The sequence below is a fragment of the Streptomyces syringium genome (assembly GCF_017876625.1).
Lineage (GTDB): Bacteria > Actinomycetota > Actinomycetes > Streptomycetales > Streptomycetaceae > Streptomyces > Streptomyces syringius.
This window is the reverse complement of the sequence record NZ_JAGIOH010000001.1, coordinates 2,311,985-2,335,841: the sequence shown is the minus strand read 5'-3', so window position 1 is coordinate 2,335,841 and position 23,857 is coordinate 2,311,985. Positions and strand designations below refer to the sequence as shown.

The following is a 23,857-nucleotide window of genomic DNA, read 5'->3' as shown; positions in this document are numbered from 1 at the left end:
CAGGCCCCTACCCGCGAATCCTTGACCACCGAAGGGATACGCACCATGCGCGCAGCCGTCCAGCACGAGATCGGCCAGGACAAGCTCGAAGTCCTCGACGACGTCGAAGCCGTGGGCTTCGGCCCGGGAAAGGTCAGACTGCGCCTCAGGGCCGCCGGACTGTGTCATTCGGACCTGTCCGCGATGAGCGGCGTACTGCCGCAGCCCGCCCCCTTCGTCCCCGGCCACGAGGGCGCCGGCGAGGTCCTCGACGTCGGGGACGGCGTCACCGCCGTCACACCGGGCGACCGCGTCCTGGTCTGCTGGCTGCCCTCCTGCGGGACCTGCCCGTCCTGCCGCCGCGGCCAGACCCAGCTGTGCCTCGCCGGACTCGCGGCCGCCGGCGTCCCCAACTTCCGGCGCGCGGGCGGCTCCCCGTCCGACGTCTTCGGCTTCGCCGGCACCGGCACCTTCGCCGAGGAGGTCGTCGTCGGGGCCGTGTGCGCCGTGCCGATCCCGGACGACGTGCCCTACGAGATCGCCGCCCTCATCGGCTGCGGCGTCACCACCGGCCTCGGGGCCGCCCTCAACACCGCGCAGGTCGCCGCCGGTTCCTCCGTCGCCGTCATCGGCTGCGGCGGCGTCGGCATCAACACCATCCAGGGCGCACGGGCCGCGGGCGCCGCCCAGATCGTCGCCGTCGACCCCGTAGCCTCCCGCCGCGACGCCGCGCTGCGCTTCGGCGCGACGGAGGCCGTCGCCCCGGACGCCCTGGCCGACGCCAAGAAGCGGATCACCGGCGGCGAGGGCTTCGACTACGTCTTCGAGGTCGTCGGCACGTCCGCCACGGCCCGCACCGCCTACGAGACGACCCGGCGCGGCGGCACGCTGTGCGTCGTCGGGGCGGGCGCGCTGGACGACCATTTCCAGGTCAGCATGTTCGAGCTGTTCTTCGACGAGAAGCGGATCCTGCCGTCCCTGTACGGCGGCGGCGACGTGCTGCGGTCGTACGAGCGGGCCATCGCCCTGTGGCGGGCCGGCCGGATCGACCTCGCCGGGCTCATCACCCACCGGGTCCCGCTCGCCGGGATCAACGACGCGATCGACCAGATGCGCACCGGTGAGGCGCTGCGCACCTGCGTCGAGATCTGACCGATTCGATTCCGGGAGTGGGAGGCGCATGTCAGCGCAAGCGACCCTGCGGGGCCGGACCGCGATCGTCACCGGCGCCGGGCGTGGACTCGGCCGGGCCGAGGCCCTCGAACTGGCCCGGCTCGGCGCCCACGTCATCGTCAACGACTACGGACAACCGGGCCGCGACGGCTCGGGCGAGGCGTCCGCCGCGCCCGCCGAGGCGGTCGTGGCCGAGATCCGGGCGGCGGGCGGCAGCGCCACCGCCCACCTCGGCGACGTCGCCGACTTCGACGAGGCCGGCGGCCTGGTGCAACTGGCCCTCGACACCGGCGGCTCGCTGGACATCCTGGTCAACAACGCGGGCATCCTGCGGGACCGGATGGTCTTCTCGATGACCGAGGAGGAATGGGACTCGGTGGTCCGGGTGCATCTCAAGGGCCACTTCAACACCGTCCGCTTCGCCGCCGCGCACTGGCGGGACCGGGCGAAGGCCACGGGCCGCCCGGTCTACGGACGGATCGTCAACACCTCCTCCGAGGCCTTCCTCGCCGGCTCGGCCGGACAGCCCAACTACGCGGCGGCCAAGGGCGGCATCGTCGGCCTCACCACCTCGACGGCGGAGGCGCTGCGCAAGTACGGGGTCACCTCGAACGTGATCTGCCCCCGGGCCCGGACCCGGATGACCGAGGACGTCTTCGAAAGCGTCGAGGCGGCCGGCCAGGGGCTCGACCCGCTGGCGCCCGAACACGTCTCGCCGCTCGTGGGCTATCTCGCCTCACCGGCGGCCGCGCACATCAGCGGACAGGTCTTCGTGGTGCACGGCGGCATGGTCGCCGTCGTCGAACGGCCCAAGGTGGCGGCCAGGTTCGACACGGCCGGGGAGGCCTTCAGCGTCGAGGAGCTCGACGGGCTGCTCACCCCTTATTACGCGGGGCGGCCGTCGCGGGAGACCTTCGCGAGTGTGGAGGTGCTGGGCCTGTCCCACCGGACGGACGCCCGAGGCGGCCCGTCCGGCGGGTGAGGAACCTATGGATTCCTCTGGGCTCCTGACGAGTTGTCGTCCTGTCGAGGGGACGGGGTCAGTGGCCGTCCGTCGTATTGCGGCGGTGCTTGCCATGGGCGGGGGCGCCGTGGTCGTTCGGGGAAGCCGGGCCGCGGTGCCTGCCGGAGCCGGTGGCTGCGGCCTGGGCGGACGCCTCGCGGGGGCGCGCCTCGGTCGTGTCGGTTCGGGCGTCGGGCATGGGAAGAGTCACTCCGTGGGAAGGGGATGCGTGCACTGCGCGTCGGGGGCCGTGGCAATGGCGCACGGCATCGACGGACGTCAACACGCTGCACACGCTTCTCACGCGCGACCGTTCGGTTCACCGCCGGTGCCCGGCCGGTACAGCCGCACAGCCCCCGCCCGATTCTAACGGGGACCTTGATCGCGGAGCCACCCGGTTCGCCGGTGTGTTCGCATTTTCGCGACGCCGGAACCAAGCGGAAACGGGCGCGGACAGACGGGCGCCCGGCAACGCGACCAAGCGCGGTGCCGGGCGTCGTGGGCCCGTCGGGTCCGCCGGGGTGGAGCCGCTAAGGGGTCCGGCCCAGGGGGGCTTGCTGGAGCGGGACCGGCCGGGGCGCGGCGCCCGGGTCCGGCTCCGGGAAGCCGGCGCAGCCTTCCGTGAGCGTCGGCTGCACCGCCTGCCAGAGCGGCGGCGCCGGTGCCGTGTGCGGCGCGGGCCGCGGTGCCGCCCCCGGCCCTGCCTCTGCCGCCCAGGCCGTGGGAGGCGCGGACTCCTCGGGCCCGTCCGGCTCGTCGTGCGCGATCGGCCCGTCCGGCGCCGCGGCGTCCGGCGGGACGCAGACCGGCCCCTGTGGTGGGCCGCCCGGCTCCTGCTCGCCGTCCTCTTCGCGGGGCCGCTTGCCGTCCGCGCCCGGCAGCCGCAGTCGCGCCAGCCCGCAGGGCACGTACGGGGTGACGTAGGGCAGCCGCAGCTCGCCGTCGGCGGTCCACAGGCCCGCGCCCGCCAGCCATCCCACCGGCGCGGGGAACTGCTGCACCCGCCGCCCCGACGGCCGCCACACCCCCACCCAGCTGCCCGCCGCCCCGTCGATGCGGAGCGCCACCGCACACCCCTCGGGCATCAGCACCTGCCCCGGCTGCGCGGCGAAGGGGGTCACCGCCGCGTCGGACATCCGCAAGCACTCCGGGAAGCGCACCGGCCGCGCCGAGCCGAGCACCCCCCACCCGAGCCGGTCCTGCCCGGGCGCGTCGGACCGCACGAGCAGCAGCCCGCTGTCCGGGTCGGCCAGCAGCAAACGGTCGTTGCTCTCCTCGGTGATCTGCAGCAGCGGGCTCGTCTCGCCGCCCCGGCCCAGGTCGACCACCACGGCCTTGGTGCGCCCGTCCAGCTCGCGGTCGAGGGCGAGCATCCGGCCCGTGCGGTCGAGCCAGGCGCCGCCGGCGCAGCGGCCGGGCAGCTCGGTGACCCGCTCGGGCCCGAAGGCGCCGCCGTGCACCCGCCACAGGGTGGTCGACCGCTCGCCGTGCACGAGGGCGAAGGCGGACGAGCCGTCGGGCGCGGGGGGCAGGAGGGACAGCCGGGGGCACTCGATCGCGCCGAGCGGCAGCTCGCCGGTGCCGGGGCCGGTGGGGTAGAGCAGCGACAGCGTGTACCGCTCGGCGACCCGGCGGCGGATCAGCACCCGGCCGTCGGCGAGCGGGAGCACCTCGCTGTCGGGTTCCTCGGGCTGGCTGCCGGGCAGCGGGACCGCGTAGGGCTCGGGGCCGCCGAGCGTCCAGCGCTCCGGAAACCAGCCACCGCTGCCACGGCCGAGAGCCAGCCACGCGGCGTACGAACCGTCCGCCGTGACCGTGAACGAGGTGCGGCCGCGGTCCTTCGGTGGGCCGGATGGGGTGTTCGGTGGAGCGCTCTGGGGGACACAGACCGTCATGAGAAACGTCACCTCCGGCACTGAACGTAGTTATCGCACTACGTCCCGAACCTTGAGAGTGAGGCCGCTTCACGCGTAAGGGTGGTGTTCGCCAGGATTGCCTGCGGGGCTGGGGGTGGGTGTGCTCTTCGCTGGGCGTCTGTTTAAAGTAAGGCCGACCTAAGTGGCCGCGGGAGTGGCCGAGCAGGCTCCCTTGACCGCCCTGCCGCCCGGCGCGATTTCCGCCTACGGTTTTCCGCCTTGCGGCCGGCCGGTCACCCCCCTTCCCCCCGACCAGGAGCACTCCATGTCCCTCCGCCGCCGCGGCACCGCCGCCGTCGCCCTTTCCGTAGCCGCCGCGCTCTCGCTCGCGGCCTGTGGTTCCTCCGACGGGAAGGACGGCGAGGCGGGCAAGGACGGGGGCAACGGCTCCAAGTCCGTCGCCCAGGGCGGCAAGGACTTCGGCAAGGCGGCCGAGGAGACCGCGAAGATGGGCACGGACGCGAAGCCCGGCCAGTTCCCGCGCACGATCACCCACGCGCTCGGCAAGACCGAGATCAAGGAGATGCCCAAGCGTGTCGTCGTCCTCGACGTCGGCGAGCTGGACAACGTCGTCTCCCTCGGCATCAAGCCGGTCGGCTGGGCCCCGAGCGAGGGCAGCCAGGAGATCCCCGCGTACCTGAAGAAGGACGTCGGCGACCCCAAGAGCGTCGGCACCATCAGCAACCTCAACCTCGAGGCCATCAACGAGCTCAAGCCCGACCTGATCCTCGGCAGCAAGCTGCGCGCGGAGAAGAACTACAAGGACCTCTCGAAGATCGCCCCGACGGTGTTCTCCGTCCGCCCCGGCTTCACGTGGAAGGAGAACTACCTCCTCAACGCGGCCGCCCTGGACAAGACCGCCGACGCCAAGAAGCAGCTCGACGCGTACGGGGCCAAGGCCAAGCAGCTCGGCGAGGACATCGGCGACAAGAAGCCGACGATCACGATGCTCCGCTACCTGCCGCAGTTCACGCGCCTGTACGCGCAGCAGTCCTTCATCGGCACGATCCTCAAGGACACGGGCCTGCCCCGCCCGAAGAACCAGCAGGCCGACAAGCTCGCGGAAGAGATCAGCCCCGAGAACATCGACCAGGCCGACGCGGACTGGATCTTCACCGGCGTCTACGGCGACCCGGACAAGACCAAGCGCGACAGCGCCCAGGACAACCCGCTCTGGAAGAACCTCAAGGCGGTCAAGGACGGCCGGGCCAAGGACGTCCAGGACGAGACCTGGTACCTGGGCCTCGGCGTCACCGCGGCGAACAGTGTCCTGGACGATCTGCGCGGATACCTGGTGAAGAAGTAGTAGCCCTCTTGCCGCGCGGGCTTCGCCCGGAGTGGGCAGGTCGGTTGCGGCCCGGGAACCGGCGGCCCGCCGCGCGACCGGCGGGTTGCCGGCGCAGCGCCGAGCCGCCCCGGGCGGCGTCCGGTTTTCCGCCGACGAGCCGGCGGGCCCGGCTCCCACCGGGCGGCAGCCCGGCTTCGGCCGGGCGCTGCCGGGACGAGCCGCCCCGCCCGTGGGCGGATTCGCGGCTTCGCCGCCGAGGCGGCAGGCGGCCCGTTCCGCCCGGGTGGCAGCCCGACTTCCGCCGGGCGCGGCCTGGACCGGACCAGCCGTCCGGCCGTGGTCGGCTCCGCCGCCGAGGCGGCTCGCCCTCCGGGCGGCAGGCCGACTCGGACCGGGCGTCGCCCGGACCGGCCGGCCCGCCCGTGGGGCGGATTCGCGGCTCCGCCGCAGACGCGGCCGGTGGTCGGATTGTCGGCACCCCGCCCAGGCGACCCGTGGGGGCACGAGGGACAGGTAGCCTTTCCCCGTGCCCGTACTGTCTGAAGTCATCGCCGCCCTCGACGCCCTCTGGCCCCCGGAGCGGGCCGAGCAGTGGGACGCCGTCGGTACGGTCTGCGGCGATCCCGACGCCCCCGTCGGCCGGGTCCTGTTCGCCGTCGACCCCGTTCAGGAGGTCGCCGACGAAGCCGTGGAGCTGGGCGCGGACCTGCTCGTCACCCACCACCCGCTCTATCTGCGCGGAACGACGACGGTCGCGGCCTCCACCTTCAAGGGCCGCGTCGTGCACACCCTCATCAAGAACGACGTCGCCCTCCACGTCGCGCACACCAACGCCGACCGCGCCGACCCCGGTGTCTCCGACGCCCTCGCCGGCGCCCTCGACCTGCGCGTCACCGGCCCCCTCGTACCCGACCCGAGCGACTCCGCGGGCCGTCGCGGCCTCGGCCGGATCTGCGAGGTCGAGCCCCCGCTGACCCTCGCCGCGTTCGCCGCCCGCGCCGCCGAACGGCTGCCCGCCACCGCGCAGGGCATCCGCGTCGCGGGCGACCCCGAGCGCCTCATCCGCACGGTCGCCGTCTGCGGCGGCTCCGGCGACTCCCTCTTCGACGAGGTACGGGCCGCGGGCGTCGACGCCTACGTCACCGCCGACCTGCGCCACCACCCCGCGTCCGAGGCCCAGCACCACAGCCCGCTCGCCCTCGTGGACGCGGCGCACTGGGCCACCGAGTGGCCCTGGATCGAGCAGGCCGCCGCCCAGCTCGACGAGATCTCCGACCGCCACGGCTGGGGGCTGCGCACCCATATCTCCCGTACGGTCACCGACCCCTGGACCGCCCACGCGGCGTCGTCCGCTTCCTCTTCCCACCACTAATCAGGAGCTTCCACTGAACGCCGCGCCCGCCGACCAGATCCGTCTTCTCGACCTCCAGACCCTGGACACCCGCCTCGCGCAGCTCGCCCACAAGCGCAAGAGCCTGCCCGAGCACGCCGAGATCCAGAGCCTCGAAGGCGATCTCACGCAGCACCGCGACCTCCTCGTCGCCGCGCAGACCGAGGAGAGCGACACCACCCGCGAGCAGACCAAGGCCGAGCAGGACGTGGACCAGGTGCGCCAGCGCGCCGCCCGCGACCAGCAGCGCCTGGACGCAGGCATCGGCATCTCCCCGAAGGACCTGGAGAACCTCCAGCGCGAGATCGCCTCGCTCGCCAAGCGCCAGGGCGACCTGGAGGACGTCGTCCTCGAGGTCATGGAGCGCCGCGAGTCCGCCCAGGAGCGCGTCACCGAGCTGACCGGCCGCGTCGAGTCCGTGCAGGCCAAGGTCAACGACGCCGTCGCCCGCCGCGACGCCGCCTTCGCCGAGATCGACGCCGAGGCCGCCTCGGTCACCAAGGAGCGCGAGATCGTCGCCGGCTCCATCCCGGCCGACCTGCTCAAGCTCTACGACAAGATCCGCACCAAGGAGGGTGGCGTCGGCGCCGCCCGCCTCAACCAGCGCCGCTGCGAGGGCTGCCGCCTGGAGCTCGACATCACCGGGCTCAACGAGGTGCGCGCCGCGGCCCCGGACGAGGTCGTCCGGTGCGAGAACTGCACCCGCATCCTCGTCCGCACCCGCGAGTCGGGCCTGTAAGCCCCATGGCGAATCGCTTCATCGTCGAGGCGGACGGCGGTTCCCGGGGCAACCCGGGCCCCGCCGGCTACGGCGCCGTCGTCCTGGACCCGGTGACCGGCGAGGCCCTCGCCGAGGCCGCCGAGTACATCGGCACGGCCACCAACAACGTCGCCGAGTACAAGGGCCTCATCGCGGGCCTCAAGGCGGCGAAGGCCCTCGACCCGGAGGCCACGGTCCAGGTCCGGATGGACTCCAAGCTCGTCGTGGAGCAGATGTCCGGCCGCTGGAAGATCAAGCACCCGGACATGAAGCCGCTGGCCGCCGAGGCCCGTGGCGTCCTCCCGGCTGGCCAGGTCACGTACCAGTGGATCCCGCGTGAGAAGAACAAGCACGCGGACCGGCTCGCCAACGAAGCCATGGACGCGGGCAAGGCCGGCAAGCGCTGGGAGCCCGGGGCGTCGGCCGCGGGTCTCCACACGCGGATGACGACGCCGGAGCCGGCCGCTCCAGTTTCCGGCTCCCCGGCTTCCGGGGACGCCTCCGGCCCGGCGGCGCTCGCCGAGCCGAAGGCCGTTCCCGTCGGGTGGGCCGCCCCGGCCGACCTGGGAGCGCCGACGACGTTCGTCCTGCTCCGGCACGGCGAGACGGCGCTGACCCCCCAGAAGCGGTTCTCCGGCAGCGGCGGCAGCGACCCCGAACTCTCGCCCGCCGGGCGCCGCCAGGCCGAGCAGGCCGCGGCCGCCCTCGCCGCGCGGGGCACCGTCCAGGCCGTCGTGTCCTCGCCGGTGCGCCGCTGCCGGGAGACCGCGGCGGCCGTGGCGGCGCGCCTCGGACTGGAGGTCCGGATAGACGAGGGGCTGCGCGAGGCCGACTTCGGTGCCTGGGAGGGACTGACCTTCGCCGAGGTCCGCGAGCGCTACCCCGACGACCTCGACGCCTGGCTCGCCTCCTCCAAGGCCGCACCGACGGGCGGCGGCGAGAGCTTCGCCGCGGTGGCCCGCCGGGTCGCGCTCTCGCGGGACAAGCTCATCGCCCGCTACGCGGGCCGGACGGTCCTCCTGGTCACCCATGTGACGCCGGTCAAGACGCTGGTACGGCTGGCGCTCGGGGCCCCGCCGGAGTCGCTGTTCCGCATGGAACTCTCCGCGGCCTCCCTGTCCGCCGTCGCCTACTACGCCGACGGCAACGCCTCGCTCCGGCTGCTGAACGACACGTCCCACCTGCGCCACTGATGTGACGAAGGGCTGATGAAGGGCTGACGAAGGGCCCCCACCGCAGGGTGGGGGCCCTTCGCCGTACGTACGGCCGTTCGCCGTCCCGCCGTTCGCCGTCCCGCCGGGCGGGCCTACTCCGCGTACAGCATGGCGCGTTCCAACAGGGCGAGCGCCTCCAGCCGCTGCCGCTCACGGTCCTCGATGTCCTGGGCGCTCTCCCCGGTGGCCGCGACCCGCGGGCAGTCCGGGCACTGCCACCGGTCCGGAGCACCGAGAGGCGGTGGCCGCATGGCGACGCGGCAATGGGGGCACTCCACGATCACTCCTTCGACATGGCCGCAGGACGCGCAGACCCAGACCGGGCCCTCGGCGTCCTGCTGCCGCCAAGCGGTGCGATGGCACTGCGGGCAGCCGGTCGTGACGATCCCGGCCCGGCTCATGACCGGGGGTTCCGGGGTGGTGTCGGCGTACTCGATGATCCGCGCCCGGACCCTGTCGTCGGTCGTGTTGGCCATCCGGAGCAGGTGGGCGACTCGCGAGCGTGCTTCGTCAACGAAATCGTTCATGGCAGCGGCAGGCTATGGCAGCCGGACCGGCCCCCGGCGCCAGTCGCCGGCCGATCACCCACCGGCCGGGGGCGCGTTCACCGGATGGAGTGGCGGGCGTTCCGCATGCCTTCCCCGGGCGGTGTCACGGGCACTCGTACATCGCGGGCATCAGCCGCGCAACGCCGACGCCGCGCGGGCGAGTTCCTCGATCCGCGCCCAGTCCCGGTCCCGGATCGCTTCGGCGGGCAGCATCCATGTCCCCCCGACGCAGCCGACGTTGGGCAGCGCCAGATACGCGGGCGCCGAGCCGGGCCCGATGCCGCCCGTGGGACAGAAGCGGGCCGTGGGCAACGGCGCGGACAGCGACCGCAGATAGGGCACCCCGCCCGCGGCCTCGGCGGGGAAGAACTTCATCTCGCGCACTCCGCGCTCCAGCAGCGTCACGACTTCCGAGGCCGTCGACACCCCCGGCAGGAACGGCACCCCCGCCGCCCGCATCGAATCCAGCAACCGGTCCGTCCAGCCGGGGCTCACCAGGAACCGCGCCCCCGCCCCGACCGCCGCGGTCACCTGCCCGGGTGTGAGGACCGTGCCGGCGCCCACCACCGCGCCCGGCACGTCCGCCGCCACGGCCCGTATCGCGTCGAGCGCGGCTTCCGTGCGCAGGGTGACCTCGATCGCGGGCAGACCGCCGGCGACAAGGGCGCGGGCGAGGGGAACCGCGTCCGCCGCGTCGTGCAGGACGACGACGGGGACGACGGGCGCGAGGTCGAGGACGGACACGGGCGAGGCGGGTACGGCAGCGCGGGTCACGCGGGCATCCTCGCCGCGCCCGACATGCACCGCAACAGTCATTGCACAGCGTGCAACGAAGCCTGTGTCTACAGCTCGGTGACCACGACGTCCAGCGCCCAGGGCTTCCCGCCCTTGGCCGGAGCCTCGCCCTCCACCGCGTAACCCAGCTCCCGCAGCGCCACGGCCAGCTCTCCCGGGCCGTCCGGCTCGACGCCGGCCGTCAGCAGGTCCCGTACGAGCCGCCCCTTGGTGGCCTTGTTGAAGTGGCTCACGACGGACCGCTTCTCGACCCCGTTCACGACCTTCGACTGGAGCACCCGCACGGTCGCCGTCCGCTCGGCGACGTCACCGGCCGGCTTCCACGCCGAGGCGTACGCCGCGGACCTGAGGTCCAGCACCAGCCCGTCGCCCGCCGACTCGGGCAGGGCACGCGCCATCGGGCCGCGCCAGTACGCGCCGAGCGCGCCCAGCCCCGGCAGCTTCACCCCCATCGAGCAGCGGTAGGAGGGGATCGCGTCCCCGATCCGCACCGCGCCCCACAGCCCGGAGAACACCAGCAGCGACCGCTCGGCCCGCCGCCGGGCCGCCGGGTCCAAGGTGGCCAGACCCAGCGCGTCGTACAGCACACCCGTGTAGATCTCCCCGGCGGGCCGGGTGCCCGCGCCCGGCAGCGCGGCGTTCTTGGCGATCTCACCCCGCAGCCCCGGGCTCAGCCCGAGGACCTCCGCCGCCTTCTCCTCGTCGCCCGCGCACAGCTCCACGAGCTCCGCCAGCACGGTCCCGCGCGCCTCGGTCAGCTCCGGCAGGGACAGCGAACCGAGCTCCAGCGGGGCACCGCCGGAACCGCCCTCGACGGGCGCGGCCTTCCCCTCGGACGGCGGCAACAGCACGAGCACGGTCGTTTCTCCTTCAGTACGTACACCCGCGCGCGCCGTCGGCGGCGCGGAACGGGCAAGGGCCCCGTCGAGCCTAACGCCGCCCGCCACGCTCACCGTGCCGCCCGCCCGCACCCCGCCTACGCTCGGTGCCATGCCCCGTCGCCACATACATGTGACGGATACGGACGGCGCCCCCCTGCGCGCCGCGCTGCGCGAGCTGCGTGCGAAGTCGGACGTACCCGCCGAGTTCCCCGACGCTGCCCTCAGCGAGGCGGAGCAGGCCACGCGGCGACCCCGCCTTCCCGCGCACGACGCCACGGACATCCCCCTGTTCACCATCGACCCGCCCGACTCGATGGACCTCGACCAGGCCATGTTCCTGGCCCGCCGCGACGCCGGCGGCTTCCGGGTGTACTACGCGATCGCCGACGTCGGCGCCTTCGTCCTCCCGGGCCGGGCCCTCGACGCCGAGGCACACCGCCGGGTGACGACCCTCTACTACCCCGACGGACGGATCCCCCTCCACCCCGACATACTCGGCGAGGGCGCCGCCAGCCTCCTCCCCGACCACACCCGCCCCGCCCTGCTCTGGCAGCTCGACCTCGACACGGACGGCCGAGTCGTACGGACCGATGTCCGCCGGTCCCTCGTCCGCAGCCGGGCCAAGCTCGACTACGCGGGCGTCCAGCGGGCCGTCGACTCCGGCACGGCCGAGGAACCGCTGTCGCTGCTGCGCGAGATCGGGATGCGCCGGGAGGAGCTGGAGCGGACGCGCGGCGGCATCTCGCTCAACGTCCCCGAGCAGGAAGTCGTCCGGCGCGGCGACCGCTACCGCCTCGCCTACCGCGCCCCGCTGCCCACCGAAGGCTGGAACGCCCAGATCTCCCTCATGACCGGCATGGCCGCCGCCGAGCTGATGCTCACCGCCGGCACCGGCATCCTCCGCACCCTGCCCCCCGCCCCCCAGACCGCCGTCGAACGACTGCGCCGCGTCGCCCGCTCGCTCGGGGTGAACTGGCCCGAGGGCATGCCGTACGCCGTCGTCCTCCGGGCCCTCGACTCCCAGCACACCCAGCACGCGGCGTTCCTCCAGGAGTGCACCTCCCTCCTCCGCGGCGCCGGCTACACGGTCTTCGACCGCGACCGCCCCACCGTGCACCCCCTCCCCATCAGCCCCGACGTCTCCTTCCACGCCGCCCTCGCCGCCCCGTACGCCCACTGCACCGCCCCGCTGCGCCGCCTCGTGGACCGCTACACCGGCGAACTGTGCCTGGCGGCGGCCGCGGGCACGGACGCGCCGGAATGGGTGCGGTCCGCGCTGGACACCCTCCCGCAGGAAATGGAGACCGGCGCCCGCCGCGCCGCGCGGACCGAACGCGAATGCGTGGACCTGGTCGAGGCGGCGCTGCTGCGGCACCGGATCGGCGAGGTCTTCGATGCGTACGTCGTCGACGTCCGCGAGGACCGCCCGACGGCCGGCACGGTGCACCTGTACGAACCGGCCGTCGTCGGCCACGTCGAGGGCGACGGCGACGGCCCCCCGCTCGCGCTGGGCCACCGGCTGCGGGTCCGCCTGATCGAGGCGTCCCCGGGCCGGGAGAAGGTCTGGTTCGCCCCGGCGTGACGGGGACGTCACGCCTGCCAGGTAGCATGGTCGACACGGCGGACGAGCCGGCCGGGCGGCCGCGTGGGATCTTCGGATCCCCCGAGGAACGTCCGGGCTCCACACGGCAGGGTGGTGGGTAACGCCCACCCGGGGTGACCCGCGGGACAGTGCCACAGAAAACAGACCGCCGGAGGCCGCGAGGCTTCCGGTAAGGGTGAAACGGTGGTGTAAGAGACCACCAGCGTCCGAGGTGACTCGGACGGCTAGGTAAACCCCACCCGGAGCAAGGTCAAGAGGGCCGTCGCAAGACGGCCTGCGCGGACGATCGAGGGCTGCCCGCCCGAGTCCGCGGGTAGACCGCACGAGCCTGCCGGCAACGGCAGGCCTAGATGGATGGCCGCCTCCCCGCGGGCCGCGAGGCCCACGGGAGACAGAACCCGGCGTACAGGCCGGTCTCGTCCGCCGGCTAGCCGAAGCAAGGGCCTCTGACCTGCATTTCCGCGGGTCAGAGGCCCTTTTGCTTGCCCTATGGGCTGTGATTGCTGGAATCCTCGGAGCGAGCAGCGCTTGAGGGGGGTTCCTTGGAGTCAGCGCTTTGTTGCGCTGCTGCGTGACTATCCCTCCGGTGGTGGTTTCGCCAGGCAGCCCTCGCCTTGTGCCAGGCGGTGAATAGTTCAGGAAGTTGCCGCAGCAGCGAGATGGAGAGCATCACGCATAGACCAGTGAAGCCGAATACCCCAAGAGCGAGTAATGTGACTGAGTTCCAGTCCACGGGGGCTGCTGTCCTTTCCGTGATGGCAGTCGTGGTACCCGCGTCTTGGCGGAATGCGACCACGCCATTGTGGTAGATGCGATTCGCGCCTGTCTGAGAGCACAGGGCCCTGGGAGGGGGGTGCGGCGACATCCTCGCCCGGGTGTCCTGGTCCGGGGCTTGGGTTGACTCGTTGCACTGACGATGCGCCTCCCGTCCAAGGGGTTGGGAGGCGCATCGTCATACGTCTGCTACGTGCTGTTCTGTGCTGAGCTCCATGCCTCGCGAAGCTCGGGTCCCCTGTCCACCAGGGCGCCGACCGCCACAACCCCCGCCGCAAGCGCGAGCTTTGCCACGACTGCATGCATTCCCGCCGCCCCCTTGTCCGTTCATGTTTACAAGTAATGAACGGTAGGGCGCTAGCCTAAGTCGCTCGGCCTTGCTGCGGCAAGTGGTGGAGATGTCACAACCCGATCCATCTGACCCCATCAGCCTCATTAAATCCTCGAACCCCAGACGGCTTGCCGCTTGAGCGCCCCGCGAGAGCGGAAACGATTTTGCTGTTGCGTGATTTGGGTAAGCCGGTTGTTTTGAACGATGTCGACGGTGTTAATGTTCCAGCTGATGTAAAAGGGGTTATTCCTTCAAGGCATGAAGGAATATGAGCTCGTAAATATCGGTGCGTGTGCAGGGTTTGAAGATCACCGCTCGATGAAGGCTTCCGGCATCGGACGGTGGCTCGGCAAAGGCTTCGTCACTGGTTCATCCCCAACGGTGAACCGCGTACGTGGGAGGACCCGGCCGCCGCCCGCGCGGAGATCGAGCGCCAGGCCGCCGAGTTGGCAGGTCACGTCGCGCGTGTAGCCGAGCTGGAGCCCGCCGCCATCCGTGCCCAGGTTGCGCACTCGCGCGGCCTCACAGGAGTAGGGCGTCACCTTCACCGACTGCAAGATGACCGGCGTGGACTTCCAGTCAGCCGACATGCACAACGTGCGGTTCCAGGGCTGTGATCTGACCGGCGCCCAGTTCGCCGGCGCGAAAATGGGCACCGTCCGGTTCGAGAGCTGCACGCTCCTCGACGGGGGAGGGGCAGTGAGCCTCAAGGGCGCAACTCTGCGAGGCCCAGGGCCATGGAACTGGCCCTGGGCCTCGCACGAGAGGCGGGGATCTTGTCCGAGTAGCGGCAAGGGCAGGCGGCGAAGGCCGGCATCAGGGTGTCGCGGTCACTGCCAGAAGAGTTCTTCGATCACGATTTGCGGGTCTGCGGTGCGACGGATGAAGACGAAGCGCGCCCATCCGCGACCGTTGTCGAAGGTGAGGACATGGGGGCCTCGGAAGCGGGTCGACCTGGCGGGTTCGACGGGGACCTGTTCCCCGGGCCGGTAGGGGTCCTTGGCAGTGAGGATGTCCAGCAGGGCATCCCGGAAGGTGCTCCTCACTTCTACGGGCAATGAGTCGCGGTAGGTGCGGGCGCCTTCGACGTAGTCGATCTGCCACGGCGGTCCCATAAACCCGTCATCGGTCACTGGCCGGGTTCCGTGTGTCCGGCCTCTCGCCGCAGGTGCGCGGCCTGTTCGAGGAGGGCGTGGGCCTCTGCGGTGTCGTCTGCATCGGCGGCGCGATCCTCGAGGTCGGACACCCGGGCGTCCAGCCGGGGGTCGCGGGCGAGGGCGTACTCGGTCCACCAGCGGGCCATGAACGCCGGGACCGGCGTGAGGTCGTAGGTGTCGGCGATGTCCCGCTTCCAGTGCCGGTCGAAATCGGCAAGGAGTTGTGGAGCGTGGGCAGCGATCGCTTCGCGGAGAGCTTTCGGGCTGCGTTCGGGCATGGGAGGGACACCGGCGGGGCGCTGTGTGGCGGAGTGAGCTCTCACGCGGCTTGCCCCTTGTCCTGTTCGGCCTTGGTGGCTTCGTTGAGGATCTGGCGCACGCGGGAGTCGGAGAAGCCGGCAGCGCCGGCGATCTCCGCCTTGCGGCCATGGACGGGCTTGGCCTGGAAAGCGCGGACGATGGCGGCGTGGAAATCGGCCTCGGCCTTCTTCCACGCGACGCGCGCCGAAGTCACGGCGTCGAGGGTGAGGTCCTCGCCCTTCTTCCTGATCATAGCCCTGAAGCGTATCAGAATTCGCAGTTAATTTCGTTTTGATCTTTGGAAACGCGTCGCCCGTACGGCGTCGTGGCCGATCATCCGAGGGGAGTGGGTAACGGGCCGGAACACTGGGCGCGCGACCCAGTGGGAGGCGTTCGCCGTACTCGCTGGGCTGCTCATGCTCGCCTTCGCCCAGCCCTGGGCGAGGCATGACGCCTCGACACCCGAGAGCGCTGCCGCGCTCCGTTGACGCTTCCGCATGCCGGCGCGGATTCCGCTCGGAGCGGTTTGGGTGGGAAGGCTGACAGCGTACGAGCGCTGCGCAGTGCGGGGCGGAGGCGGGGATGGGGCTGTTCTCGAGGAAGTCCGGGTCGGAATCGGCGCGTAAGCGCAGTAAGAGGAAGGGACGGAGGAAGGGCGAGGTGGGCGGGGAGTCGCATGCGGAGCATGGCGATGACCACGGCACGAACGGTGCTGACGGATCGGGTGACTCCGGTGGGGGCGTGAGTTCCGACGGGGGCGGTGGCGGGGGCGGTTGAGGGGAGCCCGGGGCAGGGCACGTCGACCTGGTACGTGTGCTCGCCCGAGTCGATGTCGTACTCGCTGCCGGTCCAGTACGGGCCGCTTTGACGGAAGTCCAAAGTGACCGTGGCCGCGCCGCACTCGCCGGCCGGCAATTGTCCGCCGCCGACCCAGCCGTTGGCGGACTCCGGGACATAGACCTGCCGTACCGCTTTCACCCGATGGGGTACACCGCGCGACGTGCGAAGCCGGAGCGGACGACAGCCCCGAAGTCGAGCGGCAGGCCCCGCCGACCAGGCGTTTCTTGATCGACATACGATACGAGAAAAGTCTTCCTTGCTCGGAAAAAGTGGGTAATAGCGCATGAACCGCGCCCGTGTCCTCGCCCTCGTCGCCGCTGCCGCGATCGCGCCGGCCGTCCTGGTCTCCTCTCCGGCGGCTGCGGCCGGGCTTCCTCAGTCTCTCGTCGCCTCGGCGCCTGACGAGGCGGGCGATCGGGCTGCCATTCTCGCGATCCTCGCCGACAAGAACTCCGGCGAGATCGTCCGGGAAGCGGCGCGGAAGGCGCTCGACGGCACTCCTGAGGACATGCGCCGCTTCCTTGCGGAAGGCCTTCCGGTCGCCCGTCTGACGGACGACCGGCTTCGGGTCTCGCGTCTCGTGTCTTCTGGGGGGCCGACGATGAAGGAGATGGCGTGGAAGGCGTTGCGGGGAAGTGAGGAGGACCTGCGTCGCTTCCTCGACGAGGGCCAGCACTTCGCGCGCTTGACCGACTACCGCATCAGCGCCTCGCGTCTTATGTCTTCCGGCGGTCCCACGATGAAGGAGATGGCCAGGGAGGCGTTGATGGGTGACGAGGACGATCTCCGGCGCTTCCTCGAGGAAGGCCAGCATTTCGCCCGTCTGACCGACTACCGCATCAGCGTGACCCGGATCGGCGGCACCGGCGGTCCCGCCGTGAAGAAGGCCGCGAGGAAGGCTTTGGACGGTACCGAAGCGGACCTCCGGCGTTTCCTCGACACCGGTCAGTACGAAGCCCGCGCCAAGGACGCGGTCAACGTGAACATGAACGCGAAGGCAAAGGCCAAGGCGTGGGCAAAGACCAAGACCAAGACCAAGACCAAGAAGTAGAACCGTTTCTCATGCCCGTCGAGGACGTCTTCAGTCAGCGTTGGCGAGGCGCGTTCTTCACCGGTCGCATCGAGCGCGGCACCGTCCGGCCGGGCGACGACGTCGAGATCGTCGGCTTCGGGCGGACGGGGAGCGGTGAGGTCACGGCCGTCGAGAGCTTCGGGAAAGCCCTCGACGAGGCGGTGGCCGGGGAGAACGTCGCCGTGTGGCTGCGGGGGCTTCGGCCCGAAGACATTCAGCGGGGACAGGTCGTCGCCGCGCCCGGCACCGTCACCCAGCACGCCGGGTTCGAGGCCGAAGCGCACATCCTGAGCGAGGACGAGGGTGGCCGCGGCGACACCCTCGCCGCCCACGGCAAGCGCGAGGCGCAGTTCTACTTCCGCACCACCGACGTGAGCGGTCCCGTCCACACCCTCCTCCGGGACGGCACGGACGCGCTCATGGCCGTCCACCTCGCCGAGCCCGTCCCCTTGGCGGTGGGGCAGGGGTTCGCCATCCGCGAGCGGGGCAAGGGCGTCGGGTCCGGTGTCGTCACCAAGGTGCTCGATTAGGGAAACCGGTCAGGAGACCTCCAGCGGCACCTCGTGAATCTCCTCGACCGGGTGGCCTGCCCGCTCGTGTATGCGCTTGACCGCGGCCGCCGAGGGGGCGTCGGACAGGCAGTAGACCGTCCCCGACTTCGGGTCGGCCCATGCGTGTTCGAAGCGCACCCCTTCGTCGCCTTGGATCGACGTGTCCGCCCGGTGCGCGGCGGAGAGCTGGTCGGGTGTGATGCCCTTCATGCCGTGGTGGACATCCATGTACTTGCTCATGTCCCGGCACCTCCGGTGTCGTCTGTCGTCACCCCGGTGGGGAGCCCGGGGAGCCCTCCTCCTTCCATCGTCCGCTCGTGACGGCTCGGGCGCGACCCCGGTGGCTCGTTCTCGTCCGGTCCGGTTGCCGTGATCACCACGTGCGGACAGGATCACGTGCCGTAGCGGCAACGTCACCGAAAGAACATCACCGAAAGGGAGAGAAACGTGTCTGTTCGTAACGCGTTCCGTGCCACGGCGATAGTGATGGCCACCGCGGCCCTCGGCCTCGGTCTGGCGTCGGGTGCGCAGGCCGCCGGGACGGCCGCCGCCCCCGCTGCCCGGGACGTCGCCGCCGTGGCCCCCGCCGCCGATCACCCCTTCGAGGCGATGGAGCTGGACGGGCTGAAGGTCAAGCGGCTCACGATGTGGCCCGCGGGGCACCCCGTGTCGTTCTGGGCGCTGGTGCTCGACGAGAAGCGTGCCGGTGAGAAGTACTCGGGCGGGAAGTTCTTCCTCTACGCCCCGGCCACCAAGGAGTTCGGGTGGTTCCTCAACATGGACATCGTCCAGCGCACCGTCTCGCACCCCGGTCAGGTGGTCATCGTCGACAGTGAGTTCCTGAGGTCGCACCCCCGGGTGGAGGTCCGTTACGGCAACCCGGACCGTCCCGAGCGGGCACGTTTCGTCGCCTCCGCCACCACCTGGATGTAGCGGGGGCCCCGCGGGTTCAGTTCAGCGGGCCATTCGCGTCAGCGGGCCGTCCGGATCAGCGGACCGTGACTGTGAACTCCGGGGATATGGCGCCGCCGCCCGCGACGCGCAGCGCGTTCTTGCCCTTGATGCCAAGCTTGACGCGCATCGAGTACGCGGAGTTCTTGTTGGTCGTCACGCTCGCGGGAAGCGAGACCCACTTGGCGCCCTGCTTCTGCTGGAGGGTGACGCGGGTGCCGGGCTTGATGCCGGTCGCCTTGCCGCTGACGCGGAACTCCTGCCAGGCGGCCACCGTGCCGGTGCTCGGCTGTGCGGTCAGGGCGGGCTTCGGGGCCGGGGCCTTGGTGGCGGACGCCGCGGGCCGTTCGGTCGGTGTGGCCGCCGAGGCGGTGGCCGCCGCTCCGGCGACGAGGGCGGCGGCGAGGGCCGCGGTGGTGGTGAGGCGGTATGCACGGTTCATGTCGTGTTCCTCCCTGGTGGGCCGTTTGGGGCCTGCACTGAGGAACACGTGAAAAGCGGGGCGCTGGTTGCGCTACCCATCGAATTTTCGTGCGGCGACTGTCTGTGCTAGTCGGTGGCTGGTCCGTGGCTGGTCCGTGGCTGGTCCGTGTCAGCCGCCGAACGTGAAGTTCGAGTGGTTCGTCGCCAACTGCCTGCCGTCCGGGCCGTACGCCGTCACCTGGATCTGCCACCGCGTGGCGGGGTTGGCGACGAGGAACGTGGGGTGCCAGTTCGTGCTGTCCCACTGGAAGACGGGGGACGGGATGGTGCTGACACTGCTGATGACCTGCTTGGTCGCCTCGTTGTACAGATACCAGCGCAGATAGCCCGTCCGGCCCTTGAGCCCGTTGAACACCGCGTTGACCTGCACTTTGGTGACGGACGACGTGACCGCGCCCAGGGCGCGCACGTCGGCGATCCGCGCCGAGACCCGCAACGGGGTCGAGGTCGACGGCGATGGGCTGACCGTCGGCGACACATGGACCGTGGGCGGCGACGGCGGGCGCGTGGAGGCGGCCGGGGTCGTCGTGCGCGGGCGTGGTGTCGGTGTGTCGTCGTCCTCGGGAGTGCCGTCGTCGCCCGAGGGGGACGGGTCGTCGATCGGCGTGGTGGCCGGGGGTGGTGTGGGCGGGGGTGTGGTGCCTCCGGCGAAGGGGCCCGCCTTCATGAACACCGGGATCACCGCCGCCACGACCAGCGCCAGTCCGGCGGTCACCCAGTACTTCCAGACGTGCGCCCAGAAGGGGCTGCCGGGTGGTGAAGGAGGAGGGTCTCCGTCCGAGCTCACACCGCCCCACCCCCAAGGTGTCGCCGCCCCTCGTCTGTGAGGACGCTACACCGGGAACAGGACATTCAGGCAGGAGTGTGCATGCCGCGCCGGGCGCACGGCGGACGCCGCGCGCCGGTCCCTGACCTGCCCGCCCGGTAAGGCAGTTCAGGCGAGACGGGTGGCCGTTCCGCTGACCCTCACCCGCGGGTCGCCCGCGCGCAGCCCGACCTCCAGAAGTCCCGGCCGACCGAGGTCCTCGCCCTGATGCAGCGTCACCACAGCGTCATCGCCGACCAGTTGGTGCTCCCTCAGATACGCGCCGAAGGCGGCGGCCGCGGCCCCCGTCGCCGGGTCCTCGACGACCCCGCCGACCGGGAACGGGTCGCGGACATGGAAGACGCTCTCCGACTCGCGCCACACGAGCTGCACCGTGGTCAGGTCCAGGGAGCGCATCAGGGCGCCGAGCCGGTCGAAGTCGTAGTCGAGATCGGCCAGTCGCTCCCGGGTCGCGGCGGCCAGCACGAGATGGCGGGCGCCCGCGAAGGCGATCCGTACGGGAAAAGCCGGGTCGAGGTCGGCGGCGGGCCAGGCCAGTGCCGCCAGCGCCTCGGCCAACGCCTCCGGCGCCACCTCCTCGGTGTGCGGCTCGACGCTGGTGAGGGTGGCGCGCAGCGTGCCGCCGCTCTCGGCCACGGTGACCGGGACCGTGCCCGCCGGGGTCGCGAAGACGAAGTCCCCCGCTCCGAGCCGCTCGGCGAGCGCCACGGCCGTCGCGACGGTGGCGTGGCCGCAGAACGGGACCTCCGCCAGCGGGCTGAAGAACCGCAGCGTGAACGCCCGTCCGGGCTCCCCGAGTCCCTCGGGCGGCGCGGTCAGGAACGCCGTCTCGCTGTACCCGACCCCGGCGGCGATGGCGAGCAGCGCCGCGTCGTCGAGCCCCGTGGCGTCCGGCACGATCCCGGCCGGGTTGCCCCCGGCCGGGTCGTGGGAGAAGGCCGTGTAGCGCAGCACTTCGACGCCGCTCGGTGCGCCCGGAGTGTCGTTGCCCGAAGGGTTGTTCGTCGTCATGGCCGCTCCAACCACCCACGCCCCGCCCGCATTCCCGCGCCTCCCCGCGCCCCACGGGCCGCGCAGGGCGTCTTCCCAGTCGCCCCACCCGCGCGCACATTGAGAGCATGACCCCCCAGAGCCGCACCGAGAATCCGTTCACGCTGGGCGTGGCCTCCGGCGATCCGCTGCCGGACTCCGTCGTGCTGTGGACCCGACTCGCCCCCCGCCCGCTCGAGCCGGGCAACGGGCTGCCGCGCGAGGGCGCGATCCCCGTCGACTGGGAACTCGCCCGTGACGAACACTTCCGCCGCGTCGTCCGGTGCGGCACCGCACAGGCCCGTGCGGAGGACAGCTACACCCTCCACGTGGACCCGCGCGGTCTCGACGCCGACAGCGTCTACTGGTACCGCTTCCGCACCGGCTGCTGGACCAGCCCCGCCGGCCGCACCCGCACTGCCCCCGACCCCCGGGCCGCCGTCGGCTCCCTGCGCTTCGCCATGGTCTCCTGCCAGCAGTACGACGAGGGCTACTACACCGCCCTGCGCCACCTCGCCGACGAGGACCTGGACGCCGTCTTCTTCCTCGGCGACTACATCTACGAGAACGCCATCGACGCGCGGGCGGGCGTCCGCGACTACACCGACAACCCCCTCCCCGACTTCTACAACCACTGGCTGATCGACCTCGACGACTTCCGGCAGCGGTACGCCCTCGGCAGGACGGACCCCGACCTCCAGGCCGCGCACGCCGCCCACCCCTGGTACGTCACCTGGGACGACCACGAGGTCGAGAACAACTACGCGGGCGACATATCCCAGGACAACCTCCCGCCCGAGCAGTTCCGCGCCCGCCGCGCCGCGGCCTACCGCGCGTACTGGGAGAACATGCCGCTGCGCCGGGCGCAGCGGCCCGCGGGCGCCGATCTGAGGCTCCACCGCCGCTTCCAGTACGGGCGGCTGGCGCAGTTCGACATCCTCGACACCCGCCAGTACCGCTCCGACCAGGCCTACGGCGACGGCTGGAAGTACCCGGGCCCCGAATCCGAGAACCCCGCCCGCACCCTCACCGGCGCCGAGCAGGAGCGCTGGCTCCTCGACGGCTGGCGCGAGTCCACCGCCACCTGGAACGTGGTCGCCCAGCAGGTGGTCTTCTCGCAGCGCAAGAACACCACCGCCGCCCGCTCGAAGGTCTCCATGGACGCCTGGGACGGCTACCCGGCCTCCCGTGCCCGCGTCCTCGCGGGCGCCCGGCAGGCGGGCATCGAGAACCTCGTCGTCCTCACCGGCGACGTCCACGTCAACTACGCCATGGACATCAAGGAGGACTTCAACGCCCCCGACTCGCGCACCCTGGGCGTCGAGCTGGTCGGCACCTCGGTCTCCAGCGGCTTCGACGGCGACGACAAGCCCCACGACTGGTCCGGCATGCTCGCCGCCAACCCGCACATGAAGTTCTACAACGGCCGCCGCGGCTATGTGATCGTCACCCTCGACCCCGAGCGGCTGCGCGCCGACTTCCGCACGGTCTCGGGAGTCGTCGTACCCGGCGCGCCCGTCACCACGGCCGCCTCCTTCGTCTCCCTGGCCGGAGCCCCCGGATTCCGGCCCGCCTGACCCCTACCGGTGCGTAAGGGCCGGGAGCCGTCGTCACCCATGACAATATGTATGTACTTTCAATCAAAACTCATGGAGCGACGCATGACGGAACCCGGCCCCCGTACCGCCGAGCCCGTGACGGACACGGGACGGATATCCGCCGCCCGCCGGACGAGCCTGCTCGTCACGCTCGTCCTCGGCGGCCTCTCCGCCCTTCCGCCGCTCTCCATGGACATGTACCTCCCGGCCCTGCCGGAGGTCACCGACTCCCTGCACAGCCCCGCCGCGACCGTCCAGCTCACCCTCACCGCCTGCCTCATGGGCATGGCCCTCGGACAGCTCGTCGTCGGCCCCATGAGCGACAAGTGGGGACGCCGCCGCCCGCTGCTCGCCGGCATGGTGATCTACGTCCTCGCCACCGCCGTCTGCGCCGTCGCCCCCACCGCCGAACTGCTCATCGCCTTCCGCCTGATCCAGGGCCTCGCCGGGGCGGCCGGCATCGTCATCGCCCGCGCCGTCGTCCGCGACCTGTACGACGGCGTGGCCATGGCCCGCTTCTTCTCCACCCTCATGCTCGTCTCCGGCGTCGCCCCGGTCATCGCGCCCGTCATCGGCGGCCAGGTGCTGCGGCTGACCGACTGGCGCGGCGTCTTCGTCGTCCTCACCGTCGTCGGAATCCTCCTGACCCTCGTCGTCTGGCGCCGCCTGGACGAGACCCTGCCGCCCGGGCGACGGCAGACCGGCGGCCTCGGCGAGGCCCTGCGCACCATGCGCGGCCTGCTCGCCGACCGCGTCTTCACCGGCTACATGCTCTCGGGCGGCTTCGCCTTCGCCGCGCTCTTCGCCTACATCTCCGCGTCGCCCTTCGTCGTCCAGGACATCTACGGCGCCTCCCCGCAGACCTTCAGCCTGCTCTTCGGCGTCAACTCCATCGGCCTCGTCCTCGTCGGCCAGATCAACGGCAAGGTGCTGGTCGGCCGGGTCAGCCTCGACAAGGCCCTCGCCGCCGGCCTCGCCGTCGTCACCCTGGCCTCCGTCGCCCTGCTGCTGATGACCGCGGGCGTCTTCGGCAAGGCCGGCCTGCTGCCGATCGCCACCGGCCTCTTCGTCCTGATGTCCGCGATGGGCCTCACCCTGCCCAACACCAACGCCCAGGCGCTGATGCGCTCCCGCGACGCGGCGGGGTCCGCGTCGGCGCTGCTCGGTACGTCGACGTTCCTGCTCGGTGCGATCGCCTCACCGCTCGTGGGAATCGCGGGCTCGCAGACGGCCGTGCCGATGGCTGTGGTCCAGGTGGTGTGTGCGGGTGCTGCGCTGGGCTGTTTCCTGGGGCTGTGCCGGCCGTTCGCCGGCCGTTGACGTTCGTCGGCCTCCGCCCCTGGGCGGGGGAAGGATCGGGTGCCCCGTACGTCTGACGCGTGCGTTCCGGCGGCG

Annotated in this window: 25 protein-coding genes and 1 other RNA gene; 14 read left to right on the top strand and 12 right to left on the bottom strand. The window is 71.7% G+C overall.

The window, feature by feature from the left end:
- The first annotated feature begins 45 nt into the window (after positions 1 to 45).
- Together JO379_RS10305 and JO379_RS10300 are read left to right on the top strand one after the other, a co-directional pair.
- Positions 46 to 1,131: an alcohol dehydrogenase catalytic domain-containing protein gene (locus JO379_RS10305; RefSeq protein WP_130877513.1), complete on the top strand. Its 1,086-nt coding sequence runs from the start codon at positions 46 to 48 to the stop codon at positions 1,129 to 1,131.
- A gap of 28 nt (positions 1,132 to 1,159) precedes the next feature.
- Complete coding sequence (locus tag JO379_RS10300; protein ID WP_130877512.1) at positions 1,160 to 2,134, top strand: 3-oxoacyl-ACP reductase; 975 nt, start codon at positions 1,160 to 1,162, stop codon at positions 2,132 to 2,134.
- Positions 2,135 to 2,192: 58 nt separating this feature from the next.
- Here the strand turns inward: JO379_RS10300 and JO379_RS10295 are convergent, their stop codons facing one another.
- Both JO379_RS10295 and JO379_RS10290 read right to left on the bottom strand, forming a co-directional pair.
- Positions 2,193 to 2,354 carry a hypothetical protein gene (locus JO379_RS10295; protein ID WP_165451524.1) on the bottom strand — a complete coding sequence of 54 codons (162 nt, stop codon included), beginning with the start codon at positions 2,352 to 2,354 and terminating at the stop codon, positions 2,193 to 2,195.
- A 331-nt stretch (positions 2,355 to 2,685) separates the two neighbouring features.
- Entirely contained in the window at positions 2,686 to 4,050 is a 1,365-nt protein-coding gene (locus JO379_RS10290) for a hypothetical protein (RefSeq protein WP_245381431.1), read from the bottom strand.
- A 286-nt stretch (positions 4,051 to 4,336) separates the two neighbouring features.
- Between JO379_RS10290 and JO379_RS10285 the strand changes: the two genes are divergently transcribed.
- From JO379_RS10285 to JO379_RS10270, 4 genes are all read left to right on the top strand, one after another.
- Positions 4,337 to 5,377: an ABC transporter substrate-binding protein gene (locus tag JO379_RS10285; RefSeq protein WP_130877511.1), complete on the top strand. Its 1,041-nt coding sequence runs from the start codon at positions 4,337 to 4,339 to the stop codon at positions 5,375 to 5,377.
- Between the two features lie 508 nt (positions 5,378 to 5,885).
- A complete protein-coding gene (locus JO379_RS10280) occupies positions 5,886 to 6,731 on the top strand; it encodes a Nif3-like dinuclear metal center hexameric protein (RefSeq protein ID WP_209514683.1) in 846 nt (281 codons plus the stop codon).
- A gap of 13 nt (positions 6,732 to 6,744) precedes the next feature.
- Positions 6,745 to 7,488, top strand: a complete 744-nt coding sequence (locus tag JO379_RS10275; protein ID WP_130877509.1) for a zinc ribbon domain-containing protein — start codon at positions 6,745 to 6,747, stop codon at positions 7,486 to 7,488.
- 5 nt (positions 7,489 to 7,493) lie between these two features.
- The gene (locus tag JO379_RS10270; protein WP_130877508.1) at positions 7,494 to 8,702 is read left to right on the top strand and encodes a bifunctional RNase H/acid phosphatase; all 1,209 of its coding nucleotides are present in this window, start codon (positions 7,494 to 7,496) and stop codon (positions 8,700 to 8,702) included.
- A gap of 113 nt (positions 8,703 to 8,815) precedes the next feature.
- Here JO379_RS10270 and JO379_RS33185 read toward each other — a convergent pair whose 3' ends face one another.
- The 3 genes from JO379_RS33185 to yaaA form a co-directional block, all read right to left on the bottom strand.
- The gene (locus JO379_RS33185) at positions 8,816 to 9,250 is read right to left on the bottom strand and encodes a hypothetical protein (RefSeq protein WP_242626004.1); all 435 of its coding nucleotides are present in this window, start codon (positions 9,248 to 9,250) and stop codon (positions 8,816 to 8,818) included.
- 150 nt (positions 9,251 to 9,400) lie between these two features.
- The gene (gene eda / locus JO379_RS10260) at positions 9,401 to 10,087 is read right to left on the bottom strand and encodes a bifunctional 4-hydroxy-2-oxoglutarate aldolase/2-dehydro-3-deoxy-phosphogluconate aldolase (protein WP_209514680.1); all 687 of its coding nucleotides are present in this window, start codon (positions 10,085 to 10,087) and stop codon (positions 9,401 to 9,403) included.
- 26 nt (positions 10,088 to 10,113) lie between these two features.
- Positions 10,114 to 10,923 carry a peroxide stress protein YaaA gene (yaaA, locus tag JO379_RS10255; RefSeq protein WP_130877506.1) on the bottom strand — a complete coding sequence of 270 codons (810 nt, stop codon included), beginning with the start codon at positions 10,921 to 10,923 and terminating at the stop codon, positions 10,114 to 10,116.
- Positions 10,924 to 11,056: 133 nt separating this feature from the next.
- On the opposite strand from yaaA, the gene JO379_RS10250 reads away from it, so the two are divergent.
- Both JO379_RS10250 and rnpB read left to right on the top strand, forming a co-directional pair.
- Positions 11,057 to 12,529: an RNB domain-containing ribonuclease gene (locus JO379_RS10250; RefSeq protein WP_209514677.1), complete on the top strand. Its 1,473-nt coding sequence runs from the start codon at positions 11,057 to 11,059 to the stop codon at positions 12,527 to 12,529.
- Between the two features lie 43 nt (positions 12,530 to 12,572).
- Positions 12,573 to 12,973, top strand: an RNA gene (gene rnpB / locus JO379_RS10245) — RNase P RNA component class A.
- A 990-nt stretch (positions 12,974 to 13,963) separates the two neighbouring features.
- On the opposite strand, the gene JO379_RS10240 is transcribed toward rnpB, so the two are convergent.
- A complete protein-coding gene (locus JO379_RS10240) occupies positions 13,964 to 14,332 on the bottom strand; it encodes a hypothetical protein (RefSeq protein ID WP_242626058.1) in 369 nt (122 codons plus the stop codon).
- On the opposite strand from JO379_RS10240, the gene JO379_RS34340 reads away from it, so the two are divergent.
- Complete coding sequence (locus JO379_RS34340; RefSeq protein WP_505016573.1) at positions 14,214 to 14,648, top strand: pentapeptide repeat-containing protein; 435 nt, start codon at positions 14,214 to 14,216, stop codon at positions 14,646 to 14,648. The two genes, JO379_RS10240 and JO379_RS34340, sit on opposite strands and share 119 nt — an antisense overlap.
- 136 nt (positions 14,649 to 14,784) lie before the next feature.
- Here the strand turns inward: JO379_RS34340 and JO379_RS10225 are convergent, their stop codons facing one another.
- Positions 14,785 to 15,090: a DUF6247 family protein gene (locus JO379_RS10225; RefSeq protein WP_209514673.1), complete on the bottom strand. Its 306-nt coding sequence runs from the start codon at positions 15,088 to 15,090 to the stop codon at positions 14,785 to 14,787.
- A gap of 41 nt (positions 15,091 to 15,131) precedes the next feature.
- Entirely contained in the window at positions 15,132 to 15,365 is a 234-nt protein-coding gene (locus JO379_RS10220; RefSeq protein WP_130877502.1) for a hypothetical protein, read from the bottom strand.
- Positions 15,366 to 16,235: 870 nt separating this feature from the next.
- On the opposite strand from JO379_RS10220, the gene JO379_RS10215 reads away from it, so the two are divergent.
- Positions 16,236 to 17,003, top strand: a complete 768-nt coding sequence (locus JO379_RS10215) for an ALF repeat-containing protein (RefSeq protein ID WP_209514671.1) — start codon at positions 16,236 to 16,238, stop codon at positions 17,001 to 17,003.
- A gap of 11 nt (positions 17,004 to 17,014) precedes the next feature.
- Complete coding sequence (locus tag JO379_RS10210) at positions 17,015 to 17,554, top strand: EF-Tu/IF-2/RF-3 family GTPase (RefSeq protein WP_209514670.1); 540 nt, start codon at positions 17,015 to 17,017, stop codon at positions 17,552 to 17,554.
- 9 nt (positions 17,555 to 17,563) lie between these two features.
- Here JO379_RS10210 and JO379_RS10205 read toward each other — a convergent pair whose 3' ends face one another.
- On the bottom strand, positions 17,564 to 17,815 hold the full coding sequence (locus JO379_RS10205) for an SCO4226 family nickel-binding protein (RefSeq protein ID WP_130877499.1): 252 nt from the start codon (positions 17,813 to 17,815) through the stop codon (positions 17,564 to 17,566).
- Positions 17,816 to 18,022: 207 nt separating this feature from the next.
- Here JO379_RS10205 and JO379_RS10200 point away from each other — a divergent pair, with 207 nt between their 5' ends.
- Positions 18,023 to 18,508 (top strand): hypothetical protein, encoded by a 486-nt coding sequence (locus JO379_RS10200; protein ID WP_130877498.1) that lies wholly within the window; start codon positions 18,023 to 18,025, stop codon positions 18,506 to 18,508.
- Between the two features lie 55 nt (positions 18,509 to 18,563).
- On the opposite strand, the gene JO379_RS10195 is transcribed toward JO379_RS10200, so the two are convergent.
- The 3 genes from JO379_RS10195 to JO379_RS10185 all read right to left on the bottom strand — a co-directional run bounded on the left by JO379_RS10195 (position 18,564) and on the right by JO379_RS10185 (position 20,846).
- On the bottom strand, positions 18,564 to 18,968 hold the full coding sequence (locus JO379_RS10195; RefSeq protein ID WP_209514668.1) for a hypothetical protein: 405 nt from the start codon (positions 18,966 to 18,968) through the stop codon (positions 18,564 to 18,566).
- Between the two features lie 150 nt (positions 18,969 to 19,118).
- On the bottom strand, positions 19,119 to 19,796 hold the full coding sequence (locus JO379_RS10190; RefSeq protein ID WP_209514666.1) for a hypothetical protein: 678 nt from the start codon (positions 19,794 to 19,796) through the stop codon (positions 19,119 to 19,121).
- 147 nt (positions 19,797 to 19,943) lie between these two features.
- Positions 19,944 to 20,846: a PhzF family phenazine biosynthesis isomerase gene (locus JO379_RS10185; RefSeq protein ID WP_209514664.1), complete on the bottom strand. Its 903-nt coding sequence runs from the start codon at positions 20,844 to 20,846 to the stop codon at positions 19,944 to 19,946.
- Between the two features lie 107 nt (positions 20,847 to 20,953).
- On the opposite strand from JO379_RS10185, the gene JO379_RS10180 reads away from it, so the two are divergent.
- Complete coding sequence (locus JO379_RS10180; RefSeq protein ID WP_209514662.1) at positions 20,954 to 22,441, top strand: alkaline phosphatase D family protein; 1,488 nt, start codon at positions 20,954 to 20,956, stop codon at positions 22,439 to 22,441.
- An 84-nt stretch (positions 22,442 to 22,525) separates the two neighbouring features.
- A complete protein-coding gene (locus JO379_RS10175; RefSeq protein WP_242626003.1) occupies positions 22,526 to 23,782 on the top strand; it encodes a multidrug effflux MFS transporter in 1,257 nt (418 codons plus the stop codon).
- The last annotated feature ends 75 nt before the right edge of the window (positions 23,783 to 23,857 follow it).

Bases quoted from the DNA above. Each gene is read 5' to 3' on its own strand.
- JO379_RS10305 (WP_130877513.1), top strand. From the start codon at position 46: ATGCGCGCAGCCGTCCAGCACGAGATCGGCCAGGACAAGCTCGAAGTC.
- JO379_RS10300 (WP_130877512.1), top strand. From the start codon at position 1,160: ATGTCAGCGCAAGCGACCCTGCGGGGCCGGACCGCGATCGTCACCGGC.
- JO379_RS10295 (WP_165451524.1), bottom strand. From the start codon at position 2,354: ATGCCCGACGCCCGAACCGACACGACCGAGGCGCGCCCCCGCGAGGCG.
- JO379_RS10290 (WP_245381431.1), bottom strand. From the start codon at position 4,050: ATGACGGTCTGTGTCCCCCAGAGCGCTCCACCGAACACCCCATCCGGC.
- JO379_RS10285 (WP_130877511.1), top strand. From the start codon at position 4,337: ATGTCCCTCCGCCGCCGCGGCACCGCCGCCGTCGCCCTTTCCGTAGCC.
- JO379_RS10270 (WP_130877508.1), top strand. From the start codon at position 7,494: ATGGCGAATCGCTTCATCGTCGAGGCGGACGGCGGTTCCCGGGGCAAC.
- JO379_RS33185 (WP_242626004.1), bottom strand. From the start codon at position 9,250: ATGAACGATTTCGTTGACGAAGCACGCTCGCGAGTCGCCCACCTGCTC.
- eda (WP_209514680.1), bottom strand. From the start codon at position 10,087: ATGACTGTTGCGGTGCATGTCGGGCGCGGCGAGGATGCCCGCGTGACC.
- JO379_RS10250 (WP_209514677.1), top strand. From the start codon at position 11,057: ATGCCCCGTCGCCACATACATGTGACGGATACGGACGGCGCCCCCCTG.
- JO379_RS34340 (WP_505016573.1), top strand. From the start codon at position 14,214: ATGACCGGCGTGGACTTCCAGTCAGCCGACATGCACAACGTGCGGTTC.
- JO379_RS10225 (WP_209514673.1), bottom strand. From the start codon at position 15,090: ATGCCCGAACGCAGCCCGAAAGCTCTCCGCGAAGCGATCGCTGCCCAC.
- JO379_RS10220 (WP_130877502.1), bottom strand. From the start codon at position 15,365: ATGATCAGGAAGAAGGGCGAGGACCTCACCCTCGACGCCGTGACTTCG.
- JO379_RS10215 (WP_209514671.1), top strand. From the start codon at position 16,236: ATGAACCGCGCCCGTGTCCTCGCCCTCGTCGCCGCTGCCGCGATCGCG.
- JO379_RS10210 (WP_209514670.1), top strand. From the start codon at position 17,015: ATGCCCGTCGAGGACGTCTTCAGTCAGCGTTGGCGAGGCGCGTTCTTC.
- JO379_RS10205 (WP_130877499.1), bottom strand. From the start codon at position 17,815: ATGAGCAAGTACATGGATGTCCACCACGGCATGAAGGGCATCACACCC.
- JO379_RS10195 (WP_209514668.1), bottom strand. From the start codon at position 18,968: ATGAACCGTGCATACCGCCTCACCACCACCGCGGCCCTCGCCGCCGCC.
- JO379_RS10185 (WP_209514664.1), bottom strand. From the start codon at position 20,846: ATGACGACGAACAACCCTTCGGGCAACGACACTCCGGGCGCACCGAGC.
- JO379_RS10180 (WP_209514662.1), top strand. From the start codon at position 20,954: ATGACCCCCCAGAGCCGCACCGAGAATCCGTTCACGCTGGGCGTGGCC.
- JO379_RS10175 (WP_242626003.1), top strand. From the start codon at position 22,526: ATGACGGAACCCGGCCCCCGTACCGCCGAGCCCGTGACGGACACGGGA.